Genomic DNA, 25,005 nt, shown 5'->3' with positions numbered 1-25,005 from the left:
GCCAGTGATGAACGGTTTTCATGCGCCCCGCATCACGATGCCTATTTAGTAATGCGGCGGACGTTCATTGACCAGCCCGCCATTTGCCTGCTGCGCCCCGTCGCGCACGTGCTCGCCCAGCTTGTGCAGCATCGCTTCCAGCTGGTCGATGCGCTTGCCCTGCTGGTACACCATCTGGTTCAACGACTCGACCAGGTCTTCCTGCTGCGCCAGCTTGATTTCGATATCGACGAAACGTACTTCCATCTGTTCTGCATTGTCCATGGTGCTTCTGCTCATTTCTGACTGAAAGCGGCATTCTACCGCCGCCGCGGCGTGAGCCAGGACAAACTCCGTCCATTCACCGTGGACAGGCCCCGATTTCTGTTTATTCTTCCTGCATGGGTTCAAGCCGCTTGACGAATGAGAACAAACGATTACAATGGTTGAACCAACACCAACACCAACCGAGCCACTGCTGATCGACACGCGCAAGACGGCCGAATACCGGCGCTGGGAAGATTCCCTGCATGATGTGGCGGCCGCCGCCATCGATGCGCGCATCAAGCATTTGCAGCACGGTAAAAAGGGCGACTGGCGGCCAGTGGGCGAAGGCGTGTGCGAACTGCGTTTTTTACAGACGGGACCGGGCTGGCGCGTGTATTTTCATGAAACGAACCGGGGCACCCTGATCTTGCTGCTGTTGGGCGGCAATAAATCCAGCCAGCAGCGCGACATCAGGCAGGCGCAAGCCATCCTGCGGGAGCTGAAAGCCCGGCAGGCGGCCCTCAAGAAAGCAGCGGCAAGCCCCTCGACAGGAGTACGAAAGAAATGAACCACGACATCGACCACGACACCTTCGACCTCGACGACCTGGAAGCATTGGGACTGAGCAAATTCGACCCGACGCAACACCTGACCAGCAAGGCCGCCGTGGCCGCCTACATGAGCGAAATCGTCGCCACCGGCAATGCCGAACTGTTCCAGTCGGCCATGAACGACGTGGTGCGCGCCTACGGCATGGGCAAGGTGGCGGCCCGTGCCGACATCACGCGTGAAGGCGCGTATAAAGCCTTGCGCGAAGGCAGCAAACCTCGCTTCGAAACCATTTTAAAGATGCTCGATGCGCTGGGCATGCAGCTGGCCATCGTGCCGAAAACCACGCCGGACGGCGCCGCGGAAGCCTGAACGCCGCTTACACTTTCGGCGCGGCCAACAGCGCCTTCATGCGCGCCAGCCGTTCTTTCGGCGAAATCACTTCCGCCTCCGTCGGCACGGCGTCGCCCACGTCGAGTTGCATTTCCTTGATGAAACGCGACGGGTCGCAATGCACTTGCTCGCCGGCCCGCTTGCGCTTCTTGCACCAGGTGACGTGCAAGGTGCGCTGCGCGCGCGTGATGCCCACATACATCAAGCGGCGCTCTTCCTGGATGCGCGCGGCGATGGTTTCGGCCGGCGCATCCGCATCGCCCTTGTGCGGCAAAATCCCCTCTTCCACGCCAACCAGGAATACGTGCGGAAATTCCAGGCCTTTCGACGCGTGCAGGGTGGACATGCGCACGGCATCCTGCTCCTCGTCCTTGCCTTCCAGCATGGTCATCAGGGCCACCATCTGCGTCAATTCCAGCACGTTCTTTTCTTCGCCGTCGCGGTCCTTGCCGCCCCGGCCCCGTTCCTTGAGCCAATTGACGAATTCCAGCACGTTCTGCCACTTGCTTTGCGCTTGCCGCTCCTCGAAGGCATCGTACAGATACGATTCGTAGTGGATTTCCTTCATCATGTCGTCCAGCACTTCGGCCGCGTTGTCGCCGCTGCCGGCCGCACCCGGGCGGCTGGCGCGCGATTCCAGGTCGTTGATGAAGTTGCAGAAGTCGCGCAACGGCCCCAGTTGGCGATCCGTCAGCTTGGCCTCGATGCCGCCTTTAAAAACGGCCTGGAACAGCGAGCACTGCCACTGCCCCGAAAACGCGCCCAGCACCTCCAGCGTCGACTGGCCCACGCCACGGCGCGGCGTCGTCACGGCGCGGATGAACGCCGGATCGTCGTCTTCGTTGGCCAGCAGGCGCAGATAGCTGATGATGTCCTTGATCTCGGCCTTGTCGAAAAAACTCTGGCCGCCCGAGATCGTGTACGGGATGCGCTCCTTGCGCAGGCACTGCTCGATGATGCGCGCCTGGTGGTTGCCTCGGTACAAAATGGCGTAGTCGGAAAATTTGTTCTTGCGCTCGAAATGGTCGGCCGAGATCATGATGGCGACCTGCTCCGCCTCCTGCTCGTCCGTCTGCATGCCCAGCACCTTGATCGGCTCGCCCAGGCCGTGCTCGGACCACAGCGACTTTTCAAACAATTTGGGATTGTTGCCGATGACGGCATTGGCCGCATTGAGCACGCGCATGGTGGAGCGGTAATTTTGCTCCAGCTTGATCACGCGCAAATCGGGGAAATCCGTCTCCAGGGTCTTCAGGTTTTCCACGGTGGCGCCGCGCCACGCGTAGATCGCCTGGTCATCGTCGCCCACGGCCGTAAACATCGGCTTCTTGCCGATGCCCGTCACCATCAGTTTCACCAGTTCGTACTGGCACGTGTTCGTATCCTGGTATTCATCGACCAGCAGATAGCGCAAACGGCGCTGCCACTTGTCGCGCACGGGGCCGTTGTTGCGGAACAGCTCCACCGGCAGGCGGATCAAGTCGTCGAAATCGACGGCCTGGTAGGCGGACAGCGTTGCCACATAGCTGCGGTAGATGCGCGCCGCATTCGCCTCGTCCTCATCCTTGGCTTGCGCCAGGGCCATATCCGGATCGATCAGGCCATTTTTCCACAAGGACATGGCGTTCTGGATGCCACGGATCACCTGTTTATCGGTGGTAATGGCGAGATCTTGCACGAGAGAAAAACAGTCGTCGCTGTCCATGATGGAAAAGCGGTCCTTCAGCCCCACACCATTGGCTTCCTGGCGCAGGATCTTCACGCCCAGCGAGTGGAAGGTCGACACCGTCAACTGCTTGGCCTGGCGCGGCTGTTTCAACAGCTTGGCGATGCGTTCCTGCATCTCCAGCGCCGCCTTGTTGGTGAAGGTCAAGGCGGCGATGGTGCGCGGGTCATAGCCCCGGTCTTCGATCAGATGGGCGATCTTTTGCGTGATCACGCGCGTCTTGCCCGAGCCGGCGCCCGCCAGCACCAGGCAGGGGCCGTCGAGGTAGGTAACCGCTTCGCTTTGGGGCGCATTCAGACCGAACTGTGGTGCTTTGGACATCAGGGTATTTCCGCAGGGAACAGCAGCCCATTGTAACAGCGTCGCGCCCGCCTTTTGCACGCTGACGCATGCCCAAAAAACAGACAATGGCATTGATATATCGCCATATGCCGCCATCTGGGCCGCTGCAATGCGTGCGGCGATGCCACGCCTGGAGTACCATTCCGCCTATATCGCCCCTGCGCGCCCACTTACCGAATGGCAGTCCCATGAAATTTGAACACCTGATTGAAATCAACGATCCCTTGAACCCGCTGATCGACACCTTGACCCTGGAACAGGTCTGGCGCGGCCTCGTCTTGCGCGCCGAATCGCCGAAACTGTTCGTGCCGCACCTGGACGAATGCCAGATCAGCGAGCGCAGCGACGCCGGTTTCGCGCGCAGCCTGCGCTATGGCGAACTGGTCATCAACGACAAGGTGGTGCTGGTGCCGCAACTGCAGGTGCGCTACGAAGTGCCGGCGCAAAAGGATATCAGCGCCTCCTCGCTGGTGATGACCATCGAGATGCCCGACGAAGCGAGCCTGTGGGTGCGCTTCCAGTACGACGACGGCCACGACGCGGCCACCGATGCGGCCAACGCCCTGTACGACGACTTCCGCCGCTCCGCCTACAAGGAGTCCGACATCGACACCGTGCGCATCATGCGCGAACTGGCGCTCGAAGGGCGGCTCGATGCGGGTTTGCTGAATTAAACTATTCATGTAGAGAGTGTCTGGAAAACGCTCAGGGCTAGGCGCATTGCCGAAGGCAGTACGAAAGTACGACCAGGCAATGCAACAACGCCATGGGCGTCTTTCCAGGCGCTCTACACCCTGGCGCTGCGGCCCCATAGCTGGTCGGGCCGAAACTGCAGCCCCGCCTGCTCCGCGCTGAGCACTTCGCGGATGGCGTGCAAGTCCACGCGCGTATCGCGCCGCAGCGGCACGTCCAGGCGCGCGCCGCGGGGGCCGATCAGCGATTGCACGTGGGGCGTGGTGGCATTCAAGCCCTTGCGCGTGACGACGCCGATTTCTCCATTCAACAGTTTCACGAAGGTGCCGACGGGGTAGATGCCCAGCTCGCGCACCAGCAAGGACGCCAGCGGCGCATCCAGGGTGGCCTTGTCGGCCATCAACATTTCGCGCAGGGCCACGTTCGGCAGCAAGGGCTGGCGGTAGCTGCGCTTCGATACGCGCGCGCAATAGCGGTCGGCCAGCATGATCAGGCGCGCGCCGATGCCGATCGCCTCGCCTTGCGTGCCCAGCGGATAGCCGCTGCCGTCGATATTTTCATGGTGCTGCAACACGGCTTGCAGCCAGACGGCGTCCGTCACGCCCGTCGCGCGCAGCAAGTCGACACCGGCTTGCGGATGGGCGCGCAAATAGGCGCGTTCCTGCGCATCCAGCGGCCCCGCCTTGTGCTGGAAATCCGCATGGCGTTCCAGCATGCCCACATTCATGCTCAGCGCGGCCAGCACCACGCTGCGGATCACGCCCTCATCGAGTTTCAGGGCGCGCGCCAGCAAGGCCGTGATGACGGCCGTGTCGACGCTGTGGCGCACGGCAAAGTCGCCCGCGCCCTGATTGTGCAAGATGCAGGCCAGCGCCACGTCGGCGTCCAGCACGACAGCTTCTTCCACCAGCTGCGCCAGCGCGGCCAGCGGCAGGTGGCTGCCCGCTTGCCCGGCGGCAATCGTTGGCAAGACGAGGGCCAGGCCCGCCGTGACGAGGTTCAGCATGCGCAGGGCTGACGGCGCTTCCGTAGCCGTGCGCGGCACGTCGGCACTGGCATCGGCGATGACGCCGCGCGCCAGCAGCAATTCGATCTGGTTCTCGCTGCTGATGACATGGCCCAGCCTGGCCAGCAAGCCGCCCGTTTCGCCGTGCACGTCCCAGGGCAAGGCCACGCCCAGTGCGAGTTCTCCTGCGTAAATGCGCCGAATTTTCACATCGTCTCCATCATCGCCTGCACCCGCCTGTTTTTACCATCCTGGCATCAGCGGTATGTACCGATTGAAATGTTTTTTGCTTTTAATCAATATTTCAATGTGGCAGCGATGATCGCGCAATCATGTGAGCTTGTCTACAAAATTATGTAAATCGCAAAGTTGCATTCAAGGGCCGGGGGTACAGTCGGCGCAGCCGGGCGCGTGTTCCGGGTCTTTTTCCAGGTGCAGCGCCAGTTCGCGCAAGGCCGTGCGCACGCCTTCCTCGATGACGGGGTGGTAAAACGGCATGTCGAGCATGGCCGGCACCGTCAGCTGCGCCTGGCACGCCCAAGCCAGCAAATGGCCCAGGTGTTCCGCCCGTGGGCCGATCAGCTCGGCGCCGAGAAAGCGCTTGCTGCCAAATTCCGCATACACGCGCAGCAAGCCCTGGTTTTGCAGCATCACGCGGCTGCGGCCCTGGTTGCCGAACGACACGGCGCCGACGGCGAAACGGCCCGCGTGGCTCACGCACAATTGCTGGTACGTCGCGCCCAGGGTGGCGATCTGCGGCTCCGTGAAGGCGATGGTCAAGGGCGTGCGGCGCAAGCCCGGTTTGACGTCCGGAAAGCGCGCCGCGTTGTCGCCCGCGATGCGGCCCTCGTCGGCCGCTTCGGGCAGCAGCGGCAGTGCATTGTCGGCATCGCCGGCGATGAAGATGGCGCTCTTGCCGCACTGCATGGTGTGCGCATCATGCAGGGGGACACCGTGACGGTCGAGCTCGATTTGCGCCGTTTCCAGGCCGATCTTGTCCACGTTCGGGCGGCGGCCGACGGCGGCCAGCAGATACTCGAACTGCTCGGTTTTTTCCACGCCCGCGGCATCGCGGCTGGTGAGCAGGATGCCCTTGCCGTCGGGCGTTTTTGCCACGTGCGCGACGCCGGTCATGAAACGGATATCGAGTTCGCGCGCCAGCACGGCGTCCGCCTCGCGCAGCACCAGCGGGTCCGTCAGCTGCGCGACTTTATTGCCGCGCGCAAACAGGGTCACGCGCACGCCGAGACGCGCCAGCGCCTGGCCCAGTTCCAGGCCGATCACGCCGCTGCCGACCACGGCCACGGAAGCGGGCAAGTCCGTCCACTCGAACACGGCGTCGCTGGTGATGACTCGGTCTCCCGCCGCCTGCCACTCGGGCGGCACGATGGCCGTGGAACCGGTGGCGATCACCACGCTGGCCGCTTCCACCAAGGTATGTTCATCCACCTGCAATGTGCCGGGGGAAATAAAACGCGCATGGCCGCGCAATTTTTCTTCGTCGGCAATGGCATTGACGCCGTCGAGCACGAAGCCGACAAAACGGTCGCGTTCGCTGCGCACCCTGGCCATCACTTGCCGGCCATCGATGCGCACGGGGCCAGCATGCACGCCGAAAGCCGGCGCGGCCGCCACCGCATGGGCCGCCTCGGCCGCCGCGATCAAGAGTTTGCTGGGCATGCAGCCCACCCTGGCGCACGTCGTGCCGTACGGCCCGCTTTCTATCATCAGCACGCGCTTGCCCTGCATGCGCGCCGCCCTGTGCGCCGTCATGCCGGCCGTGCCGCTGCCGATCACGGCCACATCCACTCGTATCGTCTTCATGCCGCTGCCCATCCGTTTGAGGTTGCTCACAGCGTTCGATACTACCCGTTTCGCAAAAATAAGGTTTTACTTTGCAGCAATATATGCATTAGTATAACTAATCATTTTCAAAATTTATAAGCTGAGCTAATGGGATCACTCGATTATCGCGCGCTGGCCGTGCTGGACGCCGTCGCCAGCCATGGCAGTTTCGACAAGGCCGCCCTGGCGCTGGGCATCACCCAGTCGGCCGTCTCGCAGCGCATCAAGGCGCTGGAAGACGCCAGCGGGCGCCTCTTGATCATCCGTGGCCAGCCAGCCGTGCCGACGGGCCTGGGCCAGCGCCTGATCGTGCATCACCGCAACGTCAAGCTGATGGAAGCCTCGCTCGACATCGACCTGGGCAACAGCGTCAGCATGCCGGAAATCGCCATCGCCATCGATGCCGACAGCCTGGCCACGTGGTTCCCCGACACCTTGTCCGCCCTGCTGGCGCCGCCGCGCTGCCAGCTCGACGTGCGCCTGGCCGACAGCGACAGCGCCTTGCAGATGGTGCGCGACGGCTCCGTGTTCGGCTGCGTGGCGGCAGAGTCCGGCACAGCGATCGATGCGGCCGCCGCCACCAGCGTCACGCCGCTGGGCACCTTGCGCTATGTCTGCGTAGCCACGCCCGTGTTCGCGGGCCACTGGTTCGGCGACGGCTTTATTGCCGAAGCGGTGCAACTGGCGCCGGCCGTCGTGGGCCAGCACGGCTTGCTGGCGCGTTTCCTCGCGGAACAATTGAACATGCGTGAACCGTTTCCGCACCACACCTTGCCGGTGGAAGCGGCGCGCCGCGGCTGCGTCCAGGATGGCCTGGCCTATGGCTTGATGCCGCAGCGCCTGGCCGCGCAAGCGCTGGCGACGGACCGTCTCGTGGATCTGATGCCGGGCAGCACCCTCGACGTACCGCTGAGCTGGCACGCCTGGACCCTGGACACGCCGTTTACCAAGCTGCTGTCCGAGCAGATCGTCAAGTCCGCGCGCGACTACCTGAACTAATTCAGTGACTTGATTTAAATATCCAGCGGGTCCACTTCCAGCGACCATTTCACGCGCGTCTTCATGGCGCGCAATGCCATCAGCCATTCCTTTAAAAACGCCTGCAGGGCGGGCCGCGAGGCGGACTCCAGCAGCAACTGCGCGCGGTCCACGTTGTAGACGCGTGTCATGCTCATGGGAATCGGGTCGTTGATGGTCACCTGCGGATGTTCCATGCATTCCTTGGCCGCCTGCAGGAACTCGATGGCCGTGGCCAGCTCGGGCGCTTCCGCGCGCAGCAGGGCCTGGAACAGGTACGGCGGCAGCGCCGCCTGCGCCCGCTCTTCCAGCAAGGTGGTGGCGAAGTGATCGTAATCGTGGTTGACGACGGCGTCGTACAGCGGATGGCGCGCATAGCGCGTCTGGATCAGCACTTCGCTAACGCTGCCGCCCTCCGTCTGCGCAGCCCGCCCTGCCCTGCCCGCCACTTGCATCAGCTGGGCGAACAGCCGTTCGCTGGCCCGGTAATCCTGGGAAAACAGGGCCGTGTCCGGATTCAAAATGCCGACCAGGGTCAGCTTTTTGAAATCGTGGCCCTTGGCCACCATCTGCGTGCCGATCAGGATATCCACTTCGCCCCGGTGCACGGTGTCGAACGCTTCCTGCGCGCTGCCCTTCTTGCGCGTGGAATCGGCATCGATGCGCAAGATCCGCGCCTCTGGAAACAATTGCTGCAAGCCCTCTTCCACGCGCTGCGTGCCGCGTCCCAGCGGCTGCAGGTCGACGTTGCCGCACGTGGGGCAATGGCGGGGAATGCGCAGTTCCAGGCTGCAATGGTGGCAGCGCAGCCGGTGTTCGGGCTTGTGCAGCACCATGAACGAGGTGCAGCGCGTGCAATTGCTGATCCAGCCGCACGATTCGCAGCAGATCACGGGCGAATAGCCGCGCCGGTTCAAGAACAGCAGCGACTGTTCACCGCGCTCCATGCGCAGTTTCAAGGCGGCTACCAAATGCGAAGTCAGGCCATCTTTTGGCCGGTCGCGCTCCATGTCGAGAATCTTGACGCGCGGCAACACCGCATTCTTGACGGCCCGTTCGCGCAACTCCAGCTTGCGGTAGCGCCCCGTCTGTGCATGGTGCCAGCTTTCCAGCGACGGCGTGGCCGAACCGAGCACGATGGGGATCTGCAATTGCCAGGCGCGCCACACGGCCAGGTCGCGCGCCGAATAGCGCAAGCCTTCCTGTTGCTTGTACGACGGGTCGTGTTCCTCGTCGATGACGATCAGTTTGAGTTTCGGCAAGGACGCCAGGATGGCCAATCGCGTGCCGAGCACGATGCGCGCCTGGCCCTGGTGCGCGGCCAGCCAGTGCAGCATGCGCTCGCCTTCGGACAGGCTGCTGTGCAGGGTGGCCAGCATGACGCCGGGAAAGCGCGCGCGGATATTGCCTTCCAGCTGGGGCGTGAGGTTAATTTCCGGCACCAAAATCAGGATTTGCGCATCGTCCTCGCGCGCCAGCACCTGGGCGCAGGCTTGCAGATACACTTCCGTCTTGCCGCTGCCCGTCACGCCGTAGAGCAGGGTTGGCTTGAAACCCTGGGCGCCGCCGATGGCGTCCGCCGCTTCCTGCTGGGCAGGATTCAGGGCCGGCATGTTCAACGGCGTGCCGTCATGCGCGTCGGCCAGCTTGCCCAGCTTCTTGATGGCGCGGTCGAGCGCCACGGTGGTGAGCACGCGCAAATTCTTCGGTAAACCCGGCAGCGCCACTTCACCGAGCGGACGCTGGTAGTAATCGGCCGCAAAGGCGGCCAGCGCCAGCCACTGTTCCGACAACGGCGCCAGCTGGCTGCGCACGGCCAGCACGTCCTTCAGTTTCGCGGCGGGCACGTCGGTGCTGTCGGACACGCCGACGATCAGCCCCATCACCTCGCGCCGGCCGAACGGCACCAGCGCCAGCTGCCCCACTTGCGGCAGAGGCACGGCAGCATCCGCGTCCGCCGCCGCGTTCCAGCGGTAGTCGAACAGGGCGTTCAAGGGCGTGTCGAGCGCGATGTTCAGGATGCACGACGTCAAAATGCACTGCGACATGGGGATAGGGCCTATCTCAATAAAAAAGCGCGCCGCAGAATCGATGGCGCGCGGGATGTCCGGCATCAAGCCAGCGGGCCATGATACTTGTTTCGCCCCTCAAACGCCTAACGGCAGGCAGGATGGCGCGGCATCGTGCCTGAAGAAAATTCTGTGGATAACTTTGTGGACAAAGCAAAATTAACTTTCAGAAAAATGTGGACAGAAAATTTCGATCGCCGTCAAGAGCGGCACGCAAGAAAAATTAAGTATTTAAAATCAACGACTTAAAAATTGACGCCCGGGAGGCTGGAAAACCGCAGGGCATTTCCGCCGCTGTGCATAACTGAACCATTTGTAATTTATTTATACAGAAATCAGCCCGCTTTTGCGGCGGCCGATCCGGAAAACCGGCGGCGGCATGCTGCAAAGTTGACAATTGCCGGGCAAGCGTTCGTTTTTCCCTGCCGGGCGGCGAAACATTGTTCAATTATCATGCAGTGCAACATGCACTTCAGGTGAAACCTGAACATCGGCGCTAAGTATCGGTTAACAAAATACTTTTCAATTTTATCCACAGAATCTGTTGATAACTTTGTGGACAATGAAGGAATAAGGCAGGCGAACGAAAGAATAACCTTATCAATAGCAACAAAGTCCGCCGAACAAGGCTTTTTTTATGTCTTAATAATCAAGCACTTGCAGAGCGTCTCCGGGCATGGCTTTTCGACTGCCTCTTATTTCCGCAGCAAAAAAAATTGTGCATAAGTCGGTATTTCTTGCGAAGGCGCAGCAAAGAAAAAGGCAGGCTTCCGCTGGAAAGCCTGCCTTTCTGCCCCTGCGCCAGGGGAAAACGGCTACTTACTGGCCGCTGCGCATGGCGCGGCTCATGCTGTGCACGGCTTCCACCATGGCCTCCACCGACTCCGGCGGCGTGAACTGGGAAATACCGTGGCCCAGGTTGAACACGTGGCCCGTGCCTTCCGACGGCGCGCCGAAGGCGTTGAGCACTTTCGCCACTTCGGCGCGGATCTGCTCGGGGCTGGCGAACAGGATGGCCGGGTCCAGATTGCCTTGCAAGCCCACTTTATGGCCCACCAGCTGGCGCGCGCGCGTCAGGTTGACGGTCCAGTCCAGGCCCACGGCATCGGCGCCGATGTCGGCGATCTGCTCGATCCACTGGCCGCCGCCCTTGGTAAACACGATGGCAGGGATTTTCACGCCATCCTTGTCGCGTTTCAATTGCGCCACCACTTGCTGCATGTAGGCCAGCGAGAATTCCTGATAGGCGCCATCGGCCAGCGCACCGCCCCAGGAATCGAAAATCATCACGGCTTGCGCGCCGGCATCAATTTGCGCATTCAGGTACTGCGCCACGGAAGTGGCGTTGATGGCCAGGATGTGGTGCATCAGGTCCGGGCGGTTGTACAGCATCTTCTTGATGGTGTGGAACTCTTTCGAGCCGCCGCCTTCCACCATGTAGCACGCCAGGGTCCACGGGCTGCCGGAAAAACCGATCAGCGGCACGCGGCCGTTGAGTTCCGTGCGGATCTGCGTGACGGCCTTGAAGACGTAGTCGAGCGATTCCAGGTCCGGCACTTGCAATGCCTTCACGTCCTGTTCCGTGCGCAGCGGGCGCTCGAACTTCGGGCCTTCGCCATCGGCGAAATACAGGCCCAGGCCCATGGCGTCAGGCACCGTCAGGATGTCGGAAAACAGGATGGCCGCGTCGAGCGGGAAGCGCTCCAGGGGCTGCAGGGTCACTTCCGTGGCGTAATCGGGATTCTTTGCCAGGCCCAGGAAGGAACCGGCCCGCTCGCGCGTGGCGCGGTATTCGGGCAAATAGCGGCCTGCCTGGCGCATCAGCCAGACTGGGGTGTGCTCGGTCGGCTGGCGCAGCAGGGCGCGCAGGAAAGTATCGTTCTGGAGCGGAGCAAATTGTGGCATGGAAGGCAATCAATAGCTTGGAGAAGCGGTATTATCGCATCCAATCGCCGCCATTTCATTGATTCCGGTGCCGCTTTGCAGCATTTGCCACGCACAGCGATGACTTTCGTTGTGCCAGCCCTTCCATTATGATGATGCACGCCGCCGCGCGCCTTGACCCTGCCTGGCGGCCCTTGATCCCCTCACTATACGGAGCCCGCATGACCTCGACCGCATCCAGCACCCCTTATGGCATCTGGCCATCGCCGATCAGCGCGGCCATCGTCGCCGCCGGCGCCTCGCCGCTGACGCAGCTGGCCCTGGGCGGTGCGGATGGCGGCGACGTGTTCTGGCTGGCCGGGCGCGCCAGCGAGGCGGGCCGCAACACCCTGCTGCGCCAGCGCGGCGCACGCGTCGATGAATTGACGCCGGCGCCCTTCAATGTGCGCACCCGCGTGCATGAATATGGCGGCGGCGCGTATGCCGTGGCCGGCGATACGGTCTACTTTTCGCATTTCGCCGACAATTGCCTGTACCGCGTGAGCGGCGACGCCGCGCCCGCAGCGTTCACCACCGGCGGCAACACGCGCCATGCGGATTTCGTGGTCGATGCGGCCCGTTCCCGCCTGATCGCCGTGCGCGAACAGCATCCGCAGGAAGGCCATGCCCTGCCGGAAAACTGCCTGGCCGCCGTCGGCTTCGACGGGCGCGAAACGGTGCTGGCGCGCGGCCACGATTTCTATGCGGCGCCGCGTTTGTCGCCGGACGGCAGCCAGCTGGCCTGGATCAGCTGGGACCACCCGCGCCTGCCGTGGCAAGGCACGGAACTGTGGCTGGCCGACGTGCAGGCAGATGGCAGCCTGGGCTCGCCGCGCCTGATCGCCGGCGGCGCGCGCGAGTCGATTTGCCAGCCGGAATGGTCGCCGAACGGCTTGCTGCACTTCGTGTCCGACAGCAGCGGCTGGTGGAACCTGTACCGCCTGCACGGCGCCGACATCGAGGCGCTGTGCCCGATGGAAGCGGAATTTGCCACGCCGCACTGGACCTTCGGCGGCAGCATGTACGGTTTCCTGTCCGACGACGAGATCGTCTGCACGTATATCCAGGCCGGCATCAGCTACCTGGCGCAATTGAACGTGGCGGCGGCCAAGCTGGAACCGATTCCCCACCCGTACCAGGAAATCCGCGAGCTGCGCGTGGGCCCCGGCTTCGTCGCGCTGCTGGGCGGCAGCCCCACCATCGCGCTGGAACTGGCGCGCATCGATTTGGCCAACCATGAACTGGAAGTGCTGGCGCAGTCGATCACGGCCCTGCCTGCGCTCGGCTACCTGTCCGTGCCGCGCAGCTTGAGCTATCCGAGCAACAATGGCCGCACGGCGCACGCCTTCTTTTATGCGCCCACGAATGGCGACGTGCAGGCGCCGGCAGGAACGTTGCCACCCGTCATCGTCATCAGCCACGGCGGCCCCACCAGCATGGCCAGTAATACCTTGAAACTGGCGACGCAGTACTGGACCAGCCGCGGCATCGGCGTGCTCGACGTCAACTATGGCGGCAGCAGCGGCTTCGGCCGCGAATACCGCGACGCGCTGCGCGGGCAGTGGGGCATCGTCGACGTGGAAGACTGCATCGCCGGCGCGCGCTACCTGGCCGCCAACGGCCTGGCCGACCCGGAACGCCTGATCATCCGCGGCGGCAGCGCCGGCGGCCTGACGACCCTGTGCGCCCTGACGTTCCACGACGTCTTCAAGGCGGGCGCCAGTTACTATGGCGTGTCCGACCTGAAGGGCCTGGACAACGATTCGCACAAGTTCGAATCGCGCTACACCGACTACCTGATCGCTTCGCAGCCGCAAGCCGAGGCGCTGTACCGCGAGCGCTCGCCCATCCACCACACGGATAAATTGTCGCGCCCGATGATCTTCTTCCAGGGCCTCGATGACAAGGTGGTGCCGCCGCAGCAGTCGCAGCTGATGGTCGACGCCCTGCAGGCGCGCGGCGTGCCCGTCGCGTATGTCCCGCTCGAAGGCGAGGGCCACGGCTTCCGCAAGGCGGAAAACATCGTGCGCACCCTGGACGCGGAACTGTATTTCTACCAGCGCGTGTTCGGCCTGCCCGTGGCTGCCGGCGAGCCTCCCGTGCATATCGCCAATTTGCCCGCATGACCCAGCAAAATGTCGACCAGCATCTGCTGGACGAGTTCGCCGCACTGGAGCAGCATGAGCAGATGATCCTGGCCCTGCTGGCGATCACGGGCGAACCGGTGGGCAAGCATGCCGTGTATGAACACTTGCAGCGCGCCAATGTCGTCGAACCGGACGGCACGCCGTTTTCCCTGCTGGTGGTGACGAACATGCTGCTGCGGCTGACGCGCCTGGCGCTGGCGTCGGAAATCGTGGGACGGGGCTTTGCCTGCGAAGCGAGGCTGCGCTGGCCCGCCATGCGCGCCGCCATCGAACACCTGGTGTTTCGCGACCTGTGCCAGGCCATCGAGCTGATCAATCCCGTGCGCCGCAACTGGGATGGCTATGTGGAGCTGCGCAGCTACCGCCAGGGCGTGGCGCGGCTGCGCATCGCCCTGCTGCGCAATGACGAGGTACGCCACGTGGCCGCCATCCTGGCCGCCTGCATGGCGTGCTATGAAGCGCAGCAGCTGCATCCGCTGATCGAAATCTTCGGCCGGCCGTTCGAGCCGGAGATGTTGTCTTTCGTCATGCCGCAACTGCAGGATGACATCCTCGCCGTGCTGCTGGGCAATGCGCCGCGCGAGCCGGGCACGGCGCACGCCATCCGCGCGTACGCGCGCGCGCACCACGCGCGCCAGGCGGCGGCTGGCGACCATATCGGCGCCGCCCTGCCGCTGGCCCTGGCCGAAGACGCCCTGCTGTGCGGCGAACTCGATGCGGCTGCGCGCTACCTGGCAGGCCAGCAGGGCCCGCAGGTGTTGTTTCTCGACAGCAGCATCGCCCTGTTGCGCGGCGAACATGCGCACGCCGTGGCGGGCTTCGAGACAGCCTTGAAGGGCTTGCGCAAGGAAACAGGCAAGCGCAAGCTGTGCTTCACGGGCATCGGCGGCCACTTGTACGTGCTGGCCTTGCTGCGCAGCAACGACGCCAAGCTGCTGAAAAGCGCGGAAACTTACCTCGATATCGCCCTGCACGCGCAGCCGAACCACGACAGCATCGTCTACCAGCAACTCCATACCCTGCGCCTGGTGCGCGCCGGCGTGCAACTGGCGGAAAGCATCCCCACGCGCAGCTGGGAAACGGCACTGCAGGCGCAACTGTTCCAGGCCTTGTTGTACTACTGGCTGGCCTTACCGCAGTTGAGCGAACGCAAGGATCAGCTGCGATCGCTGGTGCAGCAAGCCGACGCGGCCGGCTACGACCTGATCGCGGCGCAGGCGGCCGGCTTGCTGGGCTTGATGGGCGAGCCGCAGCAGGAGCGCTATGCGACGGCCAAGCGGGCGCAACATGGCTTGACGGACATGGCGCCGTGGTTCGAGCGCCAGGAAGCGTGGCAGCGCCAGCTGAGCGCGCTGATCAACCTGCAGCAGAACGCGCCCGCCGAGGCGCTGGGCGGCGTGTCGCGCCTGGTGTGGCTGGTGGCGTTCGACCCGCGCTTTGGCCTGACGGCGGTGGAAGTGCGCGAGCAGAAACGCGATGCGCGGGGCGGCTGGAGCAAGGGCCGCGCCATGGGCTTGAAACGCCTGGCCGAAGAGGCGGGCGACATCGACTTCCTCACGCCGCAGGATGCGCGCGCGGCGGGCAGCATCGCGCCTTTTAAACAATATTATTCGTCGGCGCCCCGCTATGAAGTCGAGCTCGACAAGGCAGCCGTCTTGCTGGTGGGCCACCCGCTCGTCTTCTGGCTCGATCATCCCGACACGCGCGTGGAACTGATCGCCGGCGCGCCCGAGCTCCTCATCAAGTCGCACGAGGGGCAGCTGTGGCTGGGCATGCAGCCGCCGCTGCCCGACAACGGCAGCAATGTGGTGGTGCAGCGCGAGACGCCGACGCGTTTGCGCGTGGTGCACATCCTCGACGAACACCGGCGCATCGGCGCCATCGTGGGCCTGGGCCTGTCCGTGCCCCTGCATGCGGAAAAACAGGTGATGCAGGCGATCGGCGCCATCTCGTCCATGGTCACCGTGCAATCGGACATCGGCGGCGGCGCGGGCGATGCGGAAGCGATCACGGCCGACCACCGCCTGCACGTGCACCTGCTGCCCTACCAGCAGGGTCTGAAAATGCAGATTCTGGTGCGCCCCCTGCTCGACAACGGCGCCTATTACGCACCGGGCAGCGGCGCCGAAAGCGTGTTTGCCGATGTGGCGGGCCGGGCCGTGCAAGCGCGGCGCGACTTGAACGGGGAACGCGAAGCGCAGCGCCAGCTCATCGGTCGCTGCCTGGTGCTGGAAGAGGCGGAAGAAGAGCATGGCGAGTGGCTGCTGGGCCAGCCTGCCCTGGGCTTGCAATTGCTGGTGGAGCTGCAGGCGCTGGACCCGGACGGCATGGTACTGGCCTGGCCCGAAGGCGAAACCATGCGCGTGTCGAAACGCATCGACAGCGGCCAGATGCGCCTGAATATCAAGAGCGAGAAAGACTGGTTTGCCGCCAGCGGCGAAGTGCAGATCGACGAAGACAAGGTGATGGATTTGCGCGCCCTGCTGGACTTGATGCAGAACAATAAAAGCCGCTTCGTGGCCCTGGGCGACAACCAGTTCCTCGCCCTCAGCGACGAATTGCACCGCCGCCTGTCCGAGCTGGCCGCGTATGGCGAGGCACATGCCGACGGCGTGCACATCCACCCGCTGGCCACGTTTGCGCTGGAAGAACTGGCCAACGACGCGGGCGGCGTGAAGGCCGACAAACTGTGGCGCGAACACTTGCTGCGCCTGCGCGCCCTCGACGACTATCAGCCGCAGCTGCCCAGCACCTTGCAGGCGGACTTGCGCGACTACCAGCTGGCCGGTTTTAACTGGCTGGCGCGCTTGGCGCACTGGGGCGTGGGCGCCTGCCTGGCCGACGACATGGGACTCGGCAAGACCTTGCAGGCGCTGGCCCTGATCCTGGCGCGCGCGCCGCACGGCCCCACTCTCGTCGTCGCCCCCACGTCCGTATGCATGAACTGGATCAGCGAGGCGCAACGCTTCACCCCCACCTTGAACATCAAACTGTTCGGCAGCGGCGACCGCGCCGACATGCTGGAAACACTGCAGCCGTTCGACGTGGTGGTGGCCAGCTATGGCTTGCTGCAACAGGAAGCCACTATGTTTGCCGGCGTGCGCTGGCATACGATCGTGCTCGACGAAGCGCAAGCCATCAAGAATGGCGCCACCAAGCGCTCGCAAGCCGTGATGGCCCTGCAGGGGGACTTCCGCATGGTGGCCAGCGGCACGCCACTGGAAAACCACCTGGGTGAATTGTGGAACCTGTTCCGCTTCATCAACCCCGGTTTGCTGGGTACCCTCGACCAGTTTAATTTGCGCTTTGCCGGTCCCATTGAGAAAGATCAAGACAAGCGCGCGGCGGCCGGCGCGCGCCTGCGGCTGCGCCGCCTGATCGCGCCATTCATCCTGCGCCGCACGAAGACGCAAGTGCTGTCGGAATTGCCGTCGCGCACGGAAATCGTGCTGGAAGTGGAATTGTCGCCGCAGGAAACGGCGCTGTACGAATCCTTGCGCCGCGAAGCGCTGGAAAAGCTGGCCATGGTGGAAGGGCCGGCATCGAAAAAAGCCATTCAGATCCTGGCCGAGATCATGAAGCTGCGCCGCGCCTGCTGCAACCCGCAACTGGTGGCGCCCGAGCTGGGCCTGGCCAGCAGCAAGCTGGCGGCGTTCGCCCAGTTGTTGTCGGGCTTGCTGGAAAACCGCCACAAGGTGCTCGTCTTCAGCCAGTTCGTCGACCATTTGACCCTGATCCGCCAGCACCTGGAGCAGCATGGCGTCAGTTACCAGTATCTCGATGGCAGCACGCCCATGCAGGAGCGCAAGCGCCGCGTCGACGCCTTCCAGGCGGGCGAGGGCGACGTTTTCCTCATCAGCCTGAAGGCGGGCGGCATGGGCATCAATTTGACGGCGGCCGACTACGTGATCCACATGGACCCGTGGTGGAACCCGGCCGTGGAAGACCAGGCGTCGGACCGCGCCCACCGCATGGGGCAATTGCGCCCCGTCACCATTTACCGGCTGGTGGCGAAGCACACGATCGAGGAAGGCATCGTCGAATTGCATCAGCACAAGCGCGACCTGGCCGACAGCCTGCTGGAAGGCAGCGACGCGGCCGCGCGCATGTCGGCCAATGACATGCTGGGCATGCTGCAGGAAGGGTTGAAGCAATGAGATTGAAAAAATGAGCGGCGCCACCGCGTTCCATGCGATGATCGTTTTTCCCTGTTTTGATGCCACGCCATGACCGACTATATCGCCACCAGCGCCGGCCAGCGCGCCACCTTTTTATGCGGCAAATCCTGGACCGCCTACGTCAGCACCTTCCTCATCGCCGTGCTGCTGTTTTTCGCCGCCCTGCCGCTGGCCTTCAAGTACAACGCGCGCGCCGCCTTCGTCGTGCTGATCGGCTCGGCCCTGATCGTCGGCTACCGCCTGCTGACCATCCGCAGCTATCAGCTGTACTACGACGAGGCGGGCGTCTGGCTGGCGTCCGGCATCTTGCCGTGGAAAAAGAAACTGACGGGCGTCAAATGGCGCGACATGGATGAAGCCGTCTATGAAACGAACTTCTGGAGCTGGCTGTTCCAGTCCTATACGGTACGAGTCAGCCAGCGCTACACGCAGGAAACGGAAATCCACGCCACCGGCATGGCGCGCGGCAAGGATGCCGTGGCGGCCATCAATGCGCGCCACCAAGAATTGCTGCACGGCAGCGCCATCGTGGTCTAGCGCGGCGCGCTCCCGGCGCAAAAAACTGCGCAGCGGCGGCAATTAATGCTAATCTTTGGGCCGCCCAGGCAAGCAAGGCCAACCTGTCAATAGTTGTTTGTTACTTATATTATCAGTTTATTATTTTCTGATCAGGACAAACAGCAAAATATTCAAGAGATAAACTATGCTGATAAAAAATAAAGTTGCGCTCGCCGCATTGATGATGGCCTTTACCCTGACACCGGCCAGCGCCGCCAAGAAGCCGCAGAAGCAAGGCAAGGCCAGCACCAGCAGCAGCAAGAAGAAAACCGTCGGCAAGAAAGCGGCCGTCGTCAGCGCCGCCACGGCAGCCACGGTAGCGGCCGTCGCCAGCGAGAACAGCAGCGACCGCTCCATGAATAACCTCAGCGGCCAGTTCCTCACGGCCCTGTGGCGCCTGGACCCGGAAAGCGCGATTTCGGTCGGCAAATACGATGGCGCCGCCAACCTGAGCATTCCCGACGCGGCCAGCCGCCAGAAGCAACTGGCCTTCATCGAAGAATGGCTGGGTAAATTCGGCAAGCTGAATGCGAGCAAAATGTCGGACAAGCAACGTACCGACCTGGCCTTGCTGACGAATAAACTGCAATCGGACCGCTGGTATCTGACCACCTTCCGCGAATTCGAATGGAATCCCGCCCAGTACAACGTGGCCGGCTCCATCGACTTCATCCTGAACACGGAATACGCGGCGCAGCCGCAGCGTCTGCGTACCTTGCTCAAGCGCATCGCCACCGTGCCGCAATACTACGCGGCCGCGCGCGCCAGCATCCATCAACCCACGCGCGAACACACGCAGCTGGCCATCGCCCAGAGCGCCGGCGTGCTCAGCGTGCTTGACGACCTGAACAAGACGGCACAGGCGTCCATCCTGACGCCGGTGGAAAAACAGCTGTACACGGCCCGCATCGCCGCGGCCCGCACAGCCGTGCAAGGCTATGCCGCCTGGCTGACGGAACAGGACGCCGCGCTGGCGCAGAACGGCAACGCGCGCTCCTTCCGCATCGGCAAGGAGCTGTATGAACAGAAATTTGCCTACGATATCCAGGCCAGCGTGAGCGCCGAGCAGATGTACCAGAAAGCCCTGGCCGCGCGCGAAAAGCTGCTCGAGCACATGGATAGCCTGTCCGACGAGCTGTGGGTGAAAACCATGGGCGCCACGGCCAAGCCGGCGGACCGCACGGCAAAGATCGGCATGGTGATCGACAAGCTGTCGAGCAACCACGTGGCGCCCGCCGATTTCGTGCCGGAAATCCGCCGCCAGATCCCGGAACTGCAGGAATGGGTGACCAGCCACAACCTGCTGACGATGGACCCGAAAAAACCGCTGGTCGTGCGTGAAACGCCCGCCTACCAGCGCGGCGTGGCTGGCGCCAGCATCGAGGCGCCCGGCCCGTATCGCCCGCAGGACCGCACGTATTACAACGTGACGCCGCTCGATGGCGAAACGCCGGAGCAGGCGGAAAGCAGCTTGCGCGAGTACAACCACTGGATCTTGCAGATCCTGAATATCCACGAAGCCATCCCCGGCCACTACACGCAGCTCGTGTACGCCAACAAGTCGCCGTCGCTGGTCAAGTCCATCTTCGGCAACGGCGCCATGATCGAGGGCTGGGCCGTGTATGGCGAGCGCATGATGCTCGAGTCCGGCTATGGCAATAATGCGCCGGAAATGTGGCTGATGTATTCAAAGTGGAACTTGCGCAGCGTCACCAACACCATCCTCGATTACAGCGTCCACGTGCTGGGCATGACGGAAGCACAGGCGCTGGATCTGCTGACGCGCCAGGCCTTCCAGACCCAGCGTGAAGCCAAGGAAAAATGGCGCCGCGTGCAGCTGAGCTCGGTGCAACTGACCAGCTATTTCAGCGGCTACAGCGAAATCATGGACTTGCGCGAACAGCGCAAGCAAGCGCTGGGCAGCAAATTCGTGCTGAAGGATTTCCATGAGCAATTCCTCAGCTACGGCAGCGCGCCCGTGAAAGTCATCAAGGAACTGATGAATTAACTGGCGCTCGCCGTCAGCTTGCAAAGGGCGCCGCGGCGCCCTTTTTTTTGCCTTTGCATCAGTATTTGCGCCAGCGCAAACCGTCGCGGCCCATAGTCGTTAATCTGCTGTGAAGGCAGGCGCCACCGCCCTCCTCACTGGCAATTGCCGATTTTCCTGCTAGGCTGGATACAGGAGCGTCCATGCATATGCCCATCCAGTTCGACACCCTCGATTACGCCAAACGCCTCGCCTCGGCCGGCGTGCCCACGCAACAGGCGGAAGCGCATGCGACGGCGCTGGGTGAAGTACTGGGTTCGGCCGTGGTCGTGCATGGCGAGCTGGCGGCGATGGAGCGCAATCTGCTGGGGGAAATCAAGCTGGTGGCGCAAAAGGTCGATACCAGAGTGGATGCGCTGGAACTGAAATTCGATACCAGAATAGATGCACTGGAGCAAAAATTCGACGCCCGCCTGGAACGCATGGACTTGCGCCATGGCGCCGACATGAAACACGTGTACTGGATGATGAGCACCCTGATCTTGCTCAACCTGGGCATCCTCAGCAAACTGATGCTGCAGTAAGCACGCACTCACTTGCGCAACCATGAAAAAGCCGCTGCTCCGGAAGGAGGTCAGCGGCTTTTGCCTGCGTATCTTGCACGTGCCAGCTTGCGTCTAGGACGCCTCTTCCGGCGCCTGGGTGGCCTTGACGAAGATGGGCGCCACCAGCAGGCCCAGCTCGAACAGCAGGCACATCGGGATGGCCAGCGAGAACTGGCTGACCACGTCCGGCGGCGTGACGATGGCGGCGATCACGAAGGCGCCGACGATGATGTAGGGACGCACTTCCTTGAGTTTCGCGATAGTAACCAAGCCCATGCGCACGAGGATCACCACCACCACGGGCACTTCGAAGGTGGCGCCAAAGGCCAGGCACATCGACATGACGAAATCGAGGTAGTTTTCGATATCGGGCGTGACGGCGATCGACGAGGGCGAAAAATCGCTGATGAAGTGGAACACGCGGCCAAACACAAAGAAATAGCAGAAGGCCACGCCGGCCATGAACAGCAGGGACGACGAGATGACCAGCGGCGCGATCAGGCGCTTTTCATGCGTGTACAGGCCGGGGGCGATAAACGCCCACATCTGGTACAGCACCCAGGGCAAGGCGACGATGAAGGCGATCACCAGGGTCACTTTCATCGGCACCAGGAACGGCGAAATGACGCCGGTGGCGATCATTTTCGAGCCGGCCGGCAGCGAGGCGATCATCGGCGCCGCGATAAAATCGTAGATATGCGAGGGCCCGGGCCAGTAAAACAGCACGGCGCAGACGACGGCGATACCGATCGAGGCCTTGACCAGGCGGTTGCGCAGCTCGACCAGATGCGAGATAAAGGTTTCTTCCACCGGAGATTTGCTACTCATGAGTAAAAGGAGGAGGAACTGGCGCGCGGACGAAAGCGCGCCACGCGGGCGGCCGCCGACTGCACGTGCAGCTTGCCGCCATGGCGCTGCTTGTACCAGCCGGGGATGGCGGAATTGCGCACCAGCTTCTTGCGGCGGAATTCGCGCGCCTTGCGGGCCAGGTCATCGTTGGTGGCGCGCAGCATGGCTTCATGGGCGTCGTGCTGCCCCTCAAACGCACTGGCATCGCCGCGCCAGGCGCTTTCCACCTCGGCCAGGTTGCCGGAGATCGAGTTTTCCACGCCATGCATGGATTTCTCCACGCTTTGCTTGACGGAATGGGCCGCATCCTGCACTTCCTTCTGCAGGTTTTTCAGCTCTTCCATTTCAATTTCGCGCGAGACTTCGGATTTCACCTGGTTCAGATAGCGTTGCGCGCGGCCATACAGGGTACCGGCCATGCGCGCCACTCTCGGCAACTTTTCAGGGCCGATGACTATCAACGCAACCACGCCGATGATGGCGATTTTAGAGAGACCGAGATCGATCATAAGCGGACAAGGGCTGTTACCGGACGAGGCAAGCGCCCCGCCACGCTATCAGAACTTGCTTTTCTCTTTCGTTTCGACGTCGATGGTGCTTTTGTCGGCCACTTGCGATGGCGCAGCAGGAGGGGTATTGGCTGCCGGGGCGTCATCTTCGCCCTTGACGCCATCCTTGAAGCCTTTGACGGCCTTGCCGATATCACCGCCGATATTGCCCAGTTTCTTGGTGCCGAAGACCAGCATCACAATGACCAGAACGATCACCCAGTGCCAAATACTCAATGAACCCATCACATTCTCCTTGCGGGACGGTGCCCGAATAGCGTCGACCAATGCCGGTAGTATACACGCGAACCCGGCGCGCAGCGAAATCAGTGTTGACCGCGCCAGGGGCGGGGACCGCCGTACACATGCATGTGCAGGTGATACACCTCTTGCCCGCCGTTCGGGCCGCTGTTGATCATGGTCTTGAAGCCCCCGGCAGGCGCGCCATCGGCGTCATACGTGACGGCGCAGCCGAACTCGGCAGCAAGCTTCGGCGCCAGACGCAGCAGCTTGCCCAGCATCTCCGTATGGCTGTCATCGCAGTCGGACAGGCTGGCCACGTGGCGCTTCGGGATCAACAGCAGATGCACGGGGGCGGCCGGGTTGATGTCCTTGAAGGCCAGCAAGTCCTCGTCCTCATACACGATGGTCGAGGGAATTTGTTTTGCAGCAATCTTGCAAAAAATACAGTTATCCACGCACGCTCCAGTAGGTCAGTGTTTGTCTGTTTCGCCGGCGTCGCGCAACTCATCCTTGCGTGCCGCCTTTTCTTCCAGGCCGGACAAGCCTTCGCGGCGCGCCAGCTCGTCGAGCACCTGCTGCGGCGTCAGGTCGAACTGCGCCAGCATCACCAAGCTGTGAAACCACAGGTCGGCGCATTCGTACAGGACCTTCGACGGGTCGTTGTCGCGGCGCGCATCCTTGGCGGCCATCACCGTTTCCGTCGCTTCTTCGCCGATTTTTTTCAGGATGGCGTCATCGCCCTTGGCAAACAGGCGCGCGACATAGGAGGTGGCGGGGTCGCCGCCGTTGGCCAGCTTGCGCGATTCGATCACGGCGGCCAGGCGTTTTAACGTTTCACTCATTTGCTCTTGCTTTCCGCGTAAATCGTCTCGGGGTCTTTCAGGACGGGGTCGGTGACTTGCCATTCGCCCGTTTTTTCGTCGCCTTCGAATTTCTGGAAGAAGCACGAATGGCGGCCCGTATGGCAGGCGATGCCGCCGGCTTGTTCGATTTTCAGCAAGACCACGTCTTCATCGCAATCGAGGCGGATTTCCAGCACCTTTTGCGTGTGGCCGGACTCTTCGCCCTTGTGCCACAGTTTCTTGCGCGAACGGCTCCAGTACACGGCTTCGCCCAGTTCCACCGTGCGCGCCAGCGCGTCGCGGTTCATCCAGGCGAACATCAGCACGTCGTTGCTGCCCGCTTCCTGCGCGATCACGGGCACCAGGCCGTGCTCGTCCCATTTGACCTTTTTCAGCCACTTGGCATTGCTTGCTACGATGGTTCCGTTTTGCATGTTCTGTATCCTGGGTACTATTTTGTTTACGCCAGGCGCATGGGAATGCCCTGCTGCGCCATGAACTGCTTGGCTTCCTGCACCGTGTGCTGGCCATAGTGGAAGATGCTGGCGGCCAACACGGCGTCCGCGCGGCCCACCTTGATACCATCGACCAGGTCTTGCAAGCCGCCCACGCCGCCCGAGGCGATGACGGGGATGCTGACGGCGTCGGACACGCCGCGCGTCAGGCCCAGGTCGAAGCCCACCTTGGTGCCGTCGCGGTCCATGCTGGTGAGCAAGATTTCGCCGGCGCCCAGGCTTTCCATTTTACGCGCCCAGTCAAAGGCGTCCAGGCCCGTGGCAGTGCGGCCGCCATGGGTAAACACTTCCCACTTACCGGGCGACACTTGCTTGGCGTCGATGGCGACGACGATGCACTGCGAGCCATGCTTTTGCGACGCCTCGTACACCAGTTGGGGATTCGTCACGGCCGAGGTGTTGATGCTGACCTTGTCGGCGCCCGCGTTGAGCAGCCGGCGTACGTCTTCCACCACGCGCACGCCGCCGCCCACGGTCAGTGGAATGAACACTTGCGACGCCACGGCTTCGATGATGTCGAAGATCAGGCCGCGGTTGTCGCTCGAGGCGGTAATGTCGAGGAAAGTGATTTCATCGGCGCCCTGCTCGTCATAACGGCGGGCAATTTCCACCGGGTCGCCGGCGTCGCGCAATTCCGTGAAATTGACGCCTTTGACAACGCGGCCATTGGTCACGTCCAGGCAGGGGATGATACGTTTTGCAAGCATGATGGTATCCAGATTGT

The 25,005-nt window shown here is 62.7% G+C and carries 22 protein-coding genes; 9 read left to right on the top strand and 13 right to left on the bottom strand.

Going from position 1 to position 25,005, the window contains the following annotated elements; all coding sequences use genetic code 11:
• Positions 1-45: 45 nt before the first annotated feature.
• Entirely contained in the window at positions 46-264 is a 219-nt protein-coding gene (locus NCG91_RS24250) for a SlyX family protein (RefSeq protein ID WP_034753936.1), read from the bottom strand.
• Between the two features lie 157 nt (positions 265-421).
• Here NCG91_RS24250 and NCG91_RS24245 point away from each other — a divergent pair, with 157 nt between their 5' ends.
• Together NCG91_RS24245 and NCG91_RS24240 are read left to right on the top strand one after the other, a co-directional pair.
• A complete protein-coding gene (locus tag NCG91_RS24245; protein ID WP_251351553.1) occupies positions 422-814 on the top strand; it encodes a type II toxin-antitoxin system RelE/ParE family toxin in 393 nt (130 codons plus the stop codon).
• The gene (locus tag NCG91_RS24240) at positions 811-1,167 is read left to right on the top strand and encodes an addiction module antidote protein (protein ID WP_251351552.1); all 357 of its coding nucleotides are present in this window, start codon (positions 811-813) and stop codon (positions 1,165-1,167) included. Before NCG91_RS24245 ends, NCG91_RS24240 begins: the two co-directional genes overlap by 4 nt.
• A gap of 7 nt (positions 1,168-1,174) precedes the next feature.
• On the opposite strand, the gene NCG91_RS24235 is transcribed toward NCG91_RS24240, so the two are convergent.
• A complete protein-coding gene (locus NCG91_RS24235; protein WP_077398209.1) occupies positions 1,175-3,235 on the bottom strand; it encodes a UvrD-helicase domain-containing protein in 2,061 nt (686 codons plus the stop codon).
• Between the two features lie 209 nt (positions 3,236-3,444).
• Here NCG91_RS24235 and NCG91_RS24230 point away from each other — a divergent pair, with 209 nt between their 5' ends.
• Complete coding sequence (locus NCG91_RS24230; RefSeq protein ID WP_099666092.1) at positions 3,445-3,930, top strand: SRPBCC family protein; 486 nt, start codon at positions 3,445-3,447, stop codon at positions 3,928-3,930.
• 113 nt (positions 3,931-4,043) lie between these two features.
• Here NCG91_RS24230 and NCG91_RS24225 read toward each other — a convergent pair whose 3' ends face one another.
• A complete protein-coding gene (locus NCG91_RS24225) occupies positions 4,044-5,165 on the bottom strand; it encodes an HD-GYP domain-containing protein (protein WP_251351551.1) in 1,122 nt (373 codons plus the stop codon).
• A 165-nt stretch (positions 5,166-5,330) separates the two neighbouring features.
• On the bottom strand, positions 5,331-6,779 hold the full coding sequence (locus tag NCG91_RS24220) for a dihydrolipoyl dehydrogenase (RefSeq protein ID WP_251351550.1): 1,449 nt from the start codon (positions 6,777-6,779) through the stop codon (positions 5,331-5,333).
• Positions 6,780-6,908: 129 nt separating this feature from the next.
• On the opposite strand from NCG91_RS24220, the gene NCG91_RS24215 reads away from it, so the two are divergent.
• Entirely contained in the window at positions 6,909-7,799 is an 891-nt protein-coding gene (locus tag NCG91_RS24215; RefSeq protein ID WP_251351549.1) for an ArgP/LysG family DNA-binding transcriptional regulator, read from the top strand.
• 14 nt (positions 7,800-7,813) lie between these two features.
• On the opposite strand, the gene NCG91_RS24210 is transcribed toward NCG91_RS24215, so the two are convergent.
• On the bottom strand, positions 7,814-9,865 hold the full coding sequence (locus NCG91_RS24210; protein ID WP_251351548.1) for a primosomal protein N': 2,052 nt from the start codon (positions 9,863-9,865) through the stop codon (positions 7,814-7,816).
• Between the two features lie 840 nt (positions 9,866-10,705).
• Positions 10,706-11,791 carry a uroporphyrinogen decarboxylase gene (hemE, locus tag NCG91_RS24205; RefSeq protein ID WP_251351547.1) on the bottom strand — a complete coding sequence of 362 codons (1,086 nt, stop codon included), beginning with the start codon at positions 11,789-11,791 and terminating at the stop codon, positions 10,706-10,708.
• A 200-nt stretch (positions 11,792-11,991) separates the two neighbouring features.
• Between hemE and NCG91_RS24200 the strand changes: the two genes are divergently transcribed.
• From NCG91_RS24200 to NCG91_RS24180, 5 genes are all read left to right on the top strand, one after another.
• Positions 11,992-13,935, top strand: a complete 1,944-nt coding sequence (locus NCG91_RS24200; protein WP_251351546.1) for a dipeptidyl-peptidase 5 — start codon at positions 11,992-11,994, stop codon at positions 13,933-13,935.
• Positions 13,932-18,113 carry a DEAD/DEAH box helicase gene (locus NCG91_RS24195; RefSeq protein WP_251351545.1) on the top strand — a complete coding sequence of 1,394 codons (4,182 nt, stop codon included), beginning with the start codon at positions 13,932-13,934 and terminating at the stop codon, positions 18,111-18,113. Before NCG91_RS24200 ends, NCG91_RS24195 begins: the two co-directional genes overlap by 4 nt.
• Before the next feature lie 69 nt (positions 18,114-18,182).
• Positions 18,183-18,671, top strand: a complete 489-nt coding sequence (locus tag NCG91_RS24190) for a hypothetical protein (RefSeq protein WP_251351544.1) — start codon at positions 18,183-18,185, stop codon at positions 18,669-18,671.
• Between the two features lie 169 nt (positions 18,672-18,840).
• A complete protein-coding gene (locus tag NCG91_RS24185; RefSeq protein WP_251351571.1) occupies positions 18,841-20,700 on the top strand; it encodes a DUF885 domain-containing protein in 1,860 nt (619 codons plus the stop codon).
• A 182-nt stretch (positions 20,701-20,882) separates the two neighbouring features.
• Complete coding sequence (locus NCG91_RS24180) at positions 20,883-21,263, top strand: hypothetical protein (protein WP_099666085.1); 381 nt, start codon at positions 20,883-20,885, stop codon at positions 21,261-21,263.
• 93 nt (positions 21,264-21,356) lie between these two features.
• On the opposite strand, the gene tatC is transcribed toward NCG91_RS24180, so the two are convergent.
• From tatC to hisF, 7 genes are all read right to left on the bottom strand, one after another.
• A complete protein-coding gene (tatC, locus tag NCG91_RS24175; protein ID WP_251351543.1) occupies positions 21,357-22,112 on the bottom strand; it encodes a twin-arginine translocase subunit TatC in 756 nt (251 codons plus the stop codon).
• Positions 22,109-22,642, bottom strand: a complete 534-nt coding sequence (gene tatB, locus NCG91_RS24170; RefSeq protein ID WP_251351542.1) for a Sec-independent protein translocase protein TatB — start codon at positions 22,640-22,642, stop codon at positions 22,109-22,111. The genes tatC and tatB overlap by 4 nt, the downstream gene beginning before the upstream one ends.
• Positions 22,643-22,690: 48 nt before the next feature.
• Complete coding sequence (gene tatA / locus NCG91_RS24165; RefSeq protein ID WP_034780931.1) at positions 22,691-22,927, bottom strand: Sec-independent protein translocase subunit TatA; 237 nt, start codon at positions 22,925-22,927, stop codon at positions 22,691-22,693.
• An 80-nt stretch (positions 22,928-23,007) separates the two neighbouring features.
• Positions 23,008-23,379, bottom strand: a complete 372-nt coding sequence (locus tag NCG91_RS24160; RefSeq protein ID WP_099666083.1) for a histidine triad nucleotide-binding protein — start codon at positions 23,377-23,379, stop codon at positions 23,008-23,010.
• 15 nt (positions 23,380-23,394) lie between these two features.
• A complete protein-coding gene (locus NCG91_RS24155; protein ID WP_034753849.1) occupies positions 23,395-23,766 on the bottom strand; it encodes a phosphoribosyl-ATP diphosphatase in 372 nt (123 codons plus the stop codon).
• Positions 23,763-24,200: a phosphoribosyl-AMP cyclohydrolase gene (hisI, locus tag NCG91_RS24150; protein WP_034753847.1), complete on the bottom strand. Its 438-nt coding sequence runs from the start codon at positions 24,198-24,200 to the stop codon at positions 23,763-23,765. Before hisI ends, NCG91_RS24155 begins: the two co-directional genes overlap by 4 nt.
• Positions 24,201-24,226: 26 nt before the next feature.
• The gene (hisF, locus tag NCG91_RS24145) at positions 24,227-24,988 is read right to left on the bottom strand and encodes an imidazole glycerol phosphate synthase subunit HisF (RefSeq protein ID WP_099666082.1); all 762 of its coding nucleotides are present in this window, start codon (positions 24,986-24,988) and stop codon (positions 24,227-24,229) included.
• Positions 24,989-25,005 lie beyond the last annotated feature (17 nt).

The sequence above is a fragment of the Janthinobacterium kumbetense genome (assembly GCF_023703445.1).
GTDB classification, from domain to species: domain Bacteria; phylum Pseudomonadota; class Gammaproteobacteria; order Burkholderiales; family Burkholderiaceae_D; genus Janthinobacterium; species Janthinobacterium kumbetense.
Note: the sequence above shows the minus strand (reverse complement) of the source record. Positions and strands in the feature narration are given on the sequence as shown.

Excerpts from the sequence above, each read along its gene's own strand:
- NCG91_RS24250 (WP_034753936.1), bottom strand. The coding sequence starts at position 264 with ATGGACAATGCAGAACAGATGGAAGTACGTTTCGTCGATATCGAAATC.
- NCG91_RS24245 (WP_251351553.1), top strand. The coding sequence starts at position 422 with ATGGTTGAACCAACACCAACACCAACCGAGCCACTGCTGATCGACACG.
- NCG91_RS24240 (WP_251351552.1), top strand. The coding sequence starts at position 811 with ATGAACCACGACATCGACCACGACACCTTCGACCTCGACGACCTGGAA.
- NCG91_RS24235 (WP_077398209.1), bottom strand. The coding sequence starts at position 3,235 with ATGTCCAAAGCACCACAGTTCGGTCTGAATGCGCCCCAAAGCGAAGCG.
- NCG91_RS24230 (WP_099666092.1), top strand. The coding sequence starts at position 3,445 with ATGAAATTTGAACACCTGATTGAAATCAACGATCCCTTGAACCCGCTG.
- NCG91_RS24220 (WP_251351550.1), bottom strand. The coding sequence starts at position 6,779 with ATGAAGACGATACGAGTGGATGTGGCCGTGATCGGCAGCGGCACGGCC.
- NCG91_RS24215 (WP_251351549.1), top strand. The coding sequence starts at position 6,909 with ATGGGATCACTCGATTATCGCGCGCTGGCCGTGCTGGACGCCGTCGCC.
- NCG91_RS24210 (WP_251351548.1), bottom strand. The coding sequence starts at position 9,865 with ATGTCGCAGTGCATTTTGACGTCGTGCATCCTGAACATCGCGCTCGAC.
- hemE (WP_251351547.1), bottom strand. The coding sequence starts at position 11,791 with ATGCCACAATTTGCTCCGCTCCAGAACGATACTTTCCTGCGCGCCCTG.
- NCG91_RS24200 (WP_251351546.1), top strand. The coding sequence starts at position 11,992 with ATGACCTCGACCGCATCCAGCACCCCTTATGGCATCTGGCCATCGCCG.
- NCG91_RS24195 (WP_251351545.1), top strand. The coding sequence starts at position 13,932 with ATGACCCAGCAAAATGTCGACCAGCATCTGCTGGACGAGTTCGCCGCA.
- NCG91_RS24190 (WP_251351544.1), top strand. The coding sequence starts at position 18,183 with ATGACCGACTATATCGCCACCAGCGCCGGCCAGCGCGCCACCTTTTTA.
- NCG91_RS24180 (WP_099666085.1), top strand. The coding sequence starts at position 20,883 with ATGCATATGCCCATCCAGTTCGACACCCTCGATTACGCCAAACGCCTC.
- tatC (WP_251351543.1), bottom strand. The coding sequence starts at position 22,112 with ATGAGTAGCAAATCTCCGGTGGAAGAAACCTTTATCTCGCATCTGGTC.
- tatB (WP_251351542.1), bottom strand. The coding sequence starts at position 22,642 with ATGATCGATCTCGGTCTCTCTAAAATCGCCATCATCGGCGTGGTTGCG.
- tatA (WP_034780931.1), bottom strand. The coding sequence starts at position 22,927 with ATGGGTTCATTGAGTATTTGGCACTGGGTGATCGTTCTGGTCATTGTG.
- NCG91_RS24155 (WP_034753849.1), bottom strand. The coding sequence starts at position 23,766 with ATGAGTGAAACGTTAAAACGCCTGGCCGCCGTGATCGAATCGCGCAAG.
- hisI (WP_034753847.1), bottom strand. The coding sequence starts at position 24,200 with ATGCAAAACGGAACCATCGTAGCAAGCAATGCCAAGTGGCTGAAAAAG.
- hisF (WP_099666082.1), bottom strand. The coding sequence starts at position 24,988 with ATGCTTGCAAAACGTATCATCCCCTGCCTGGACGTGACCAATGGCCGC.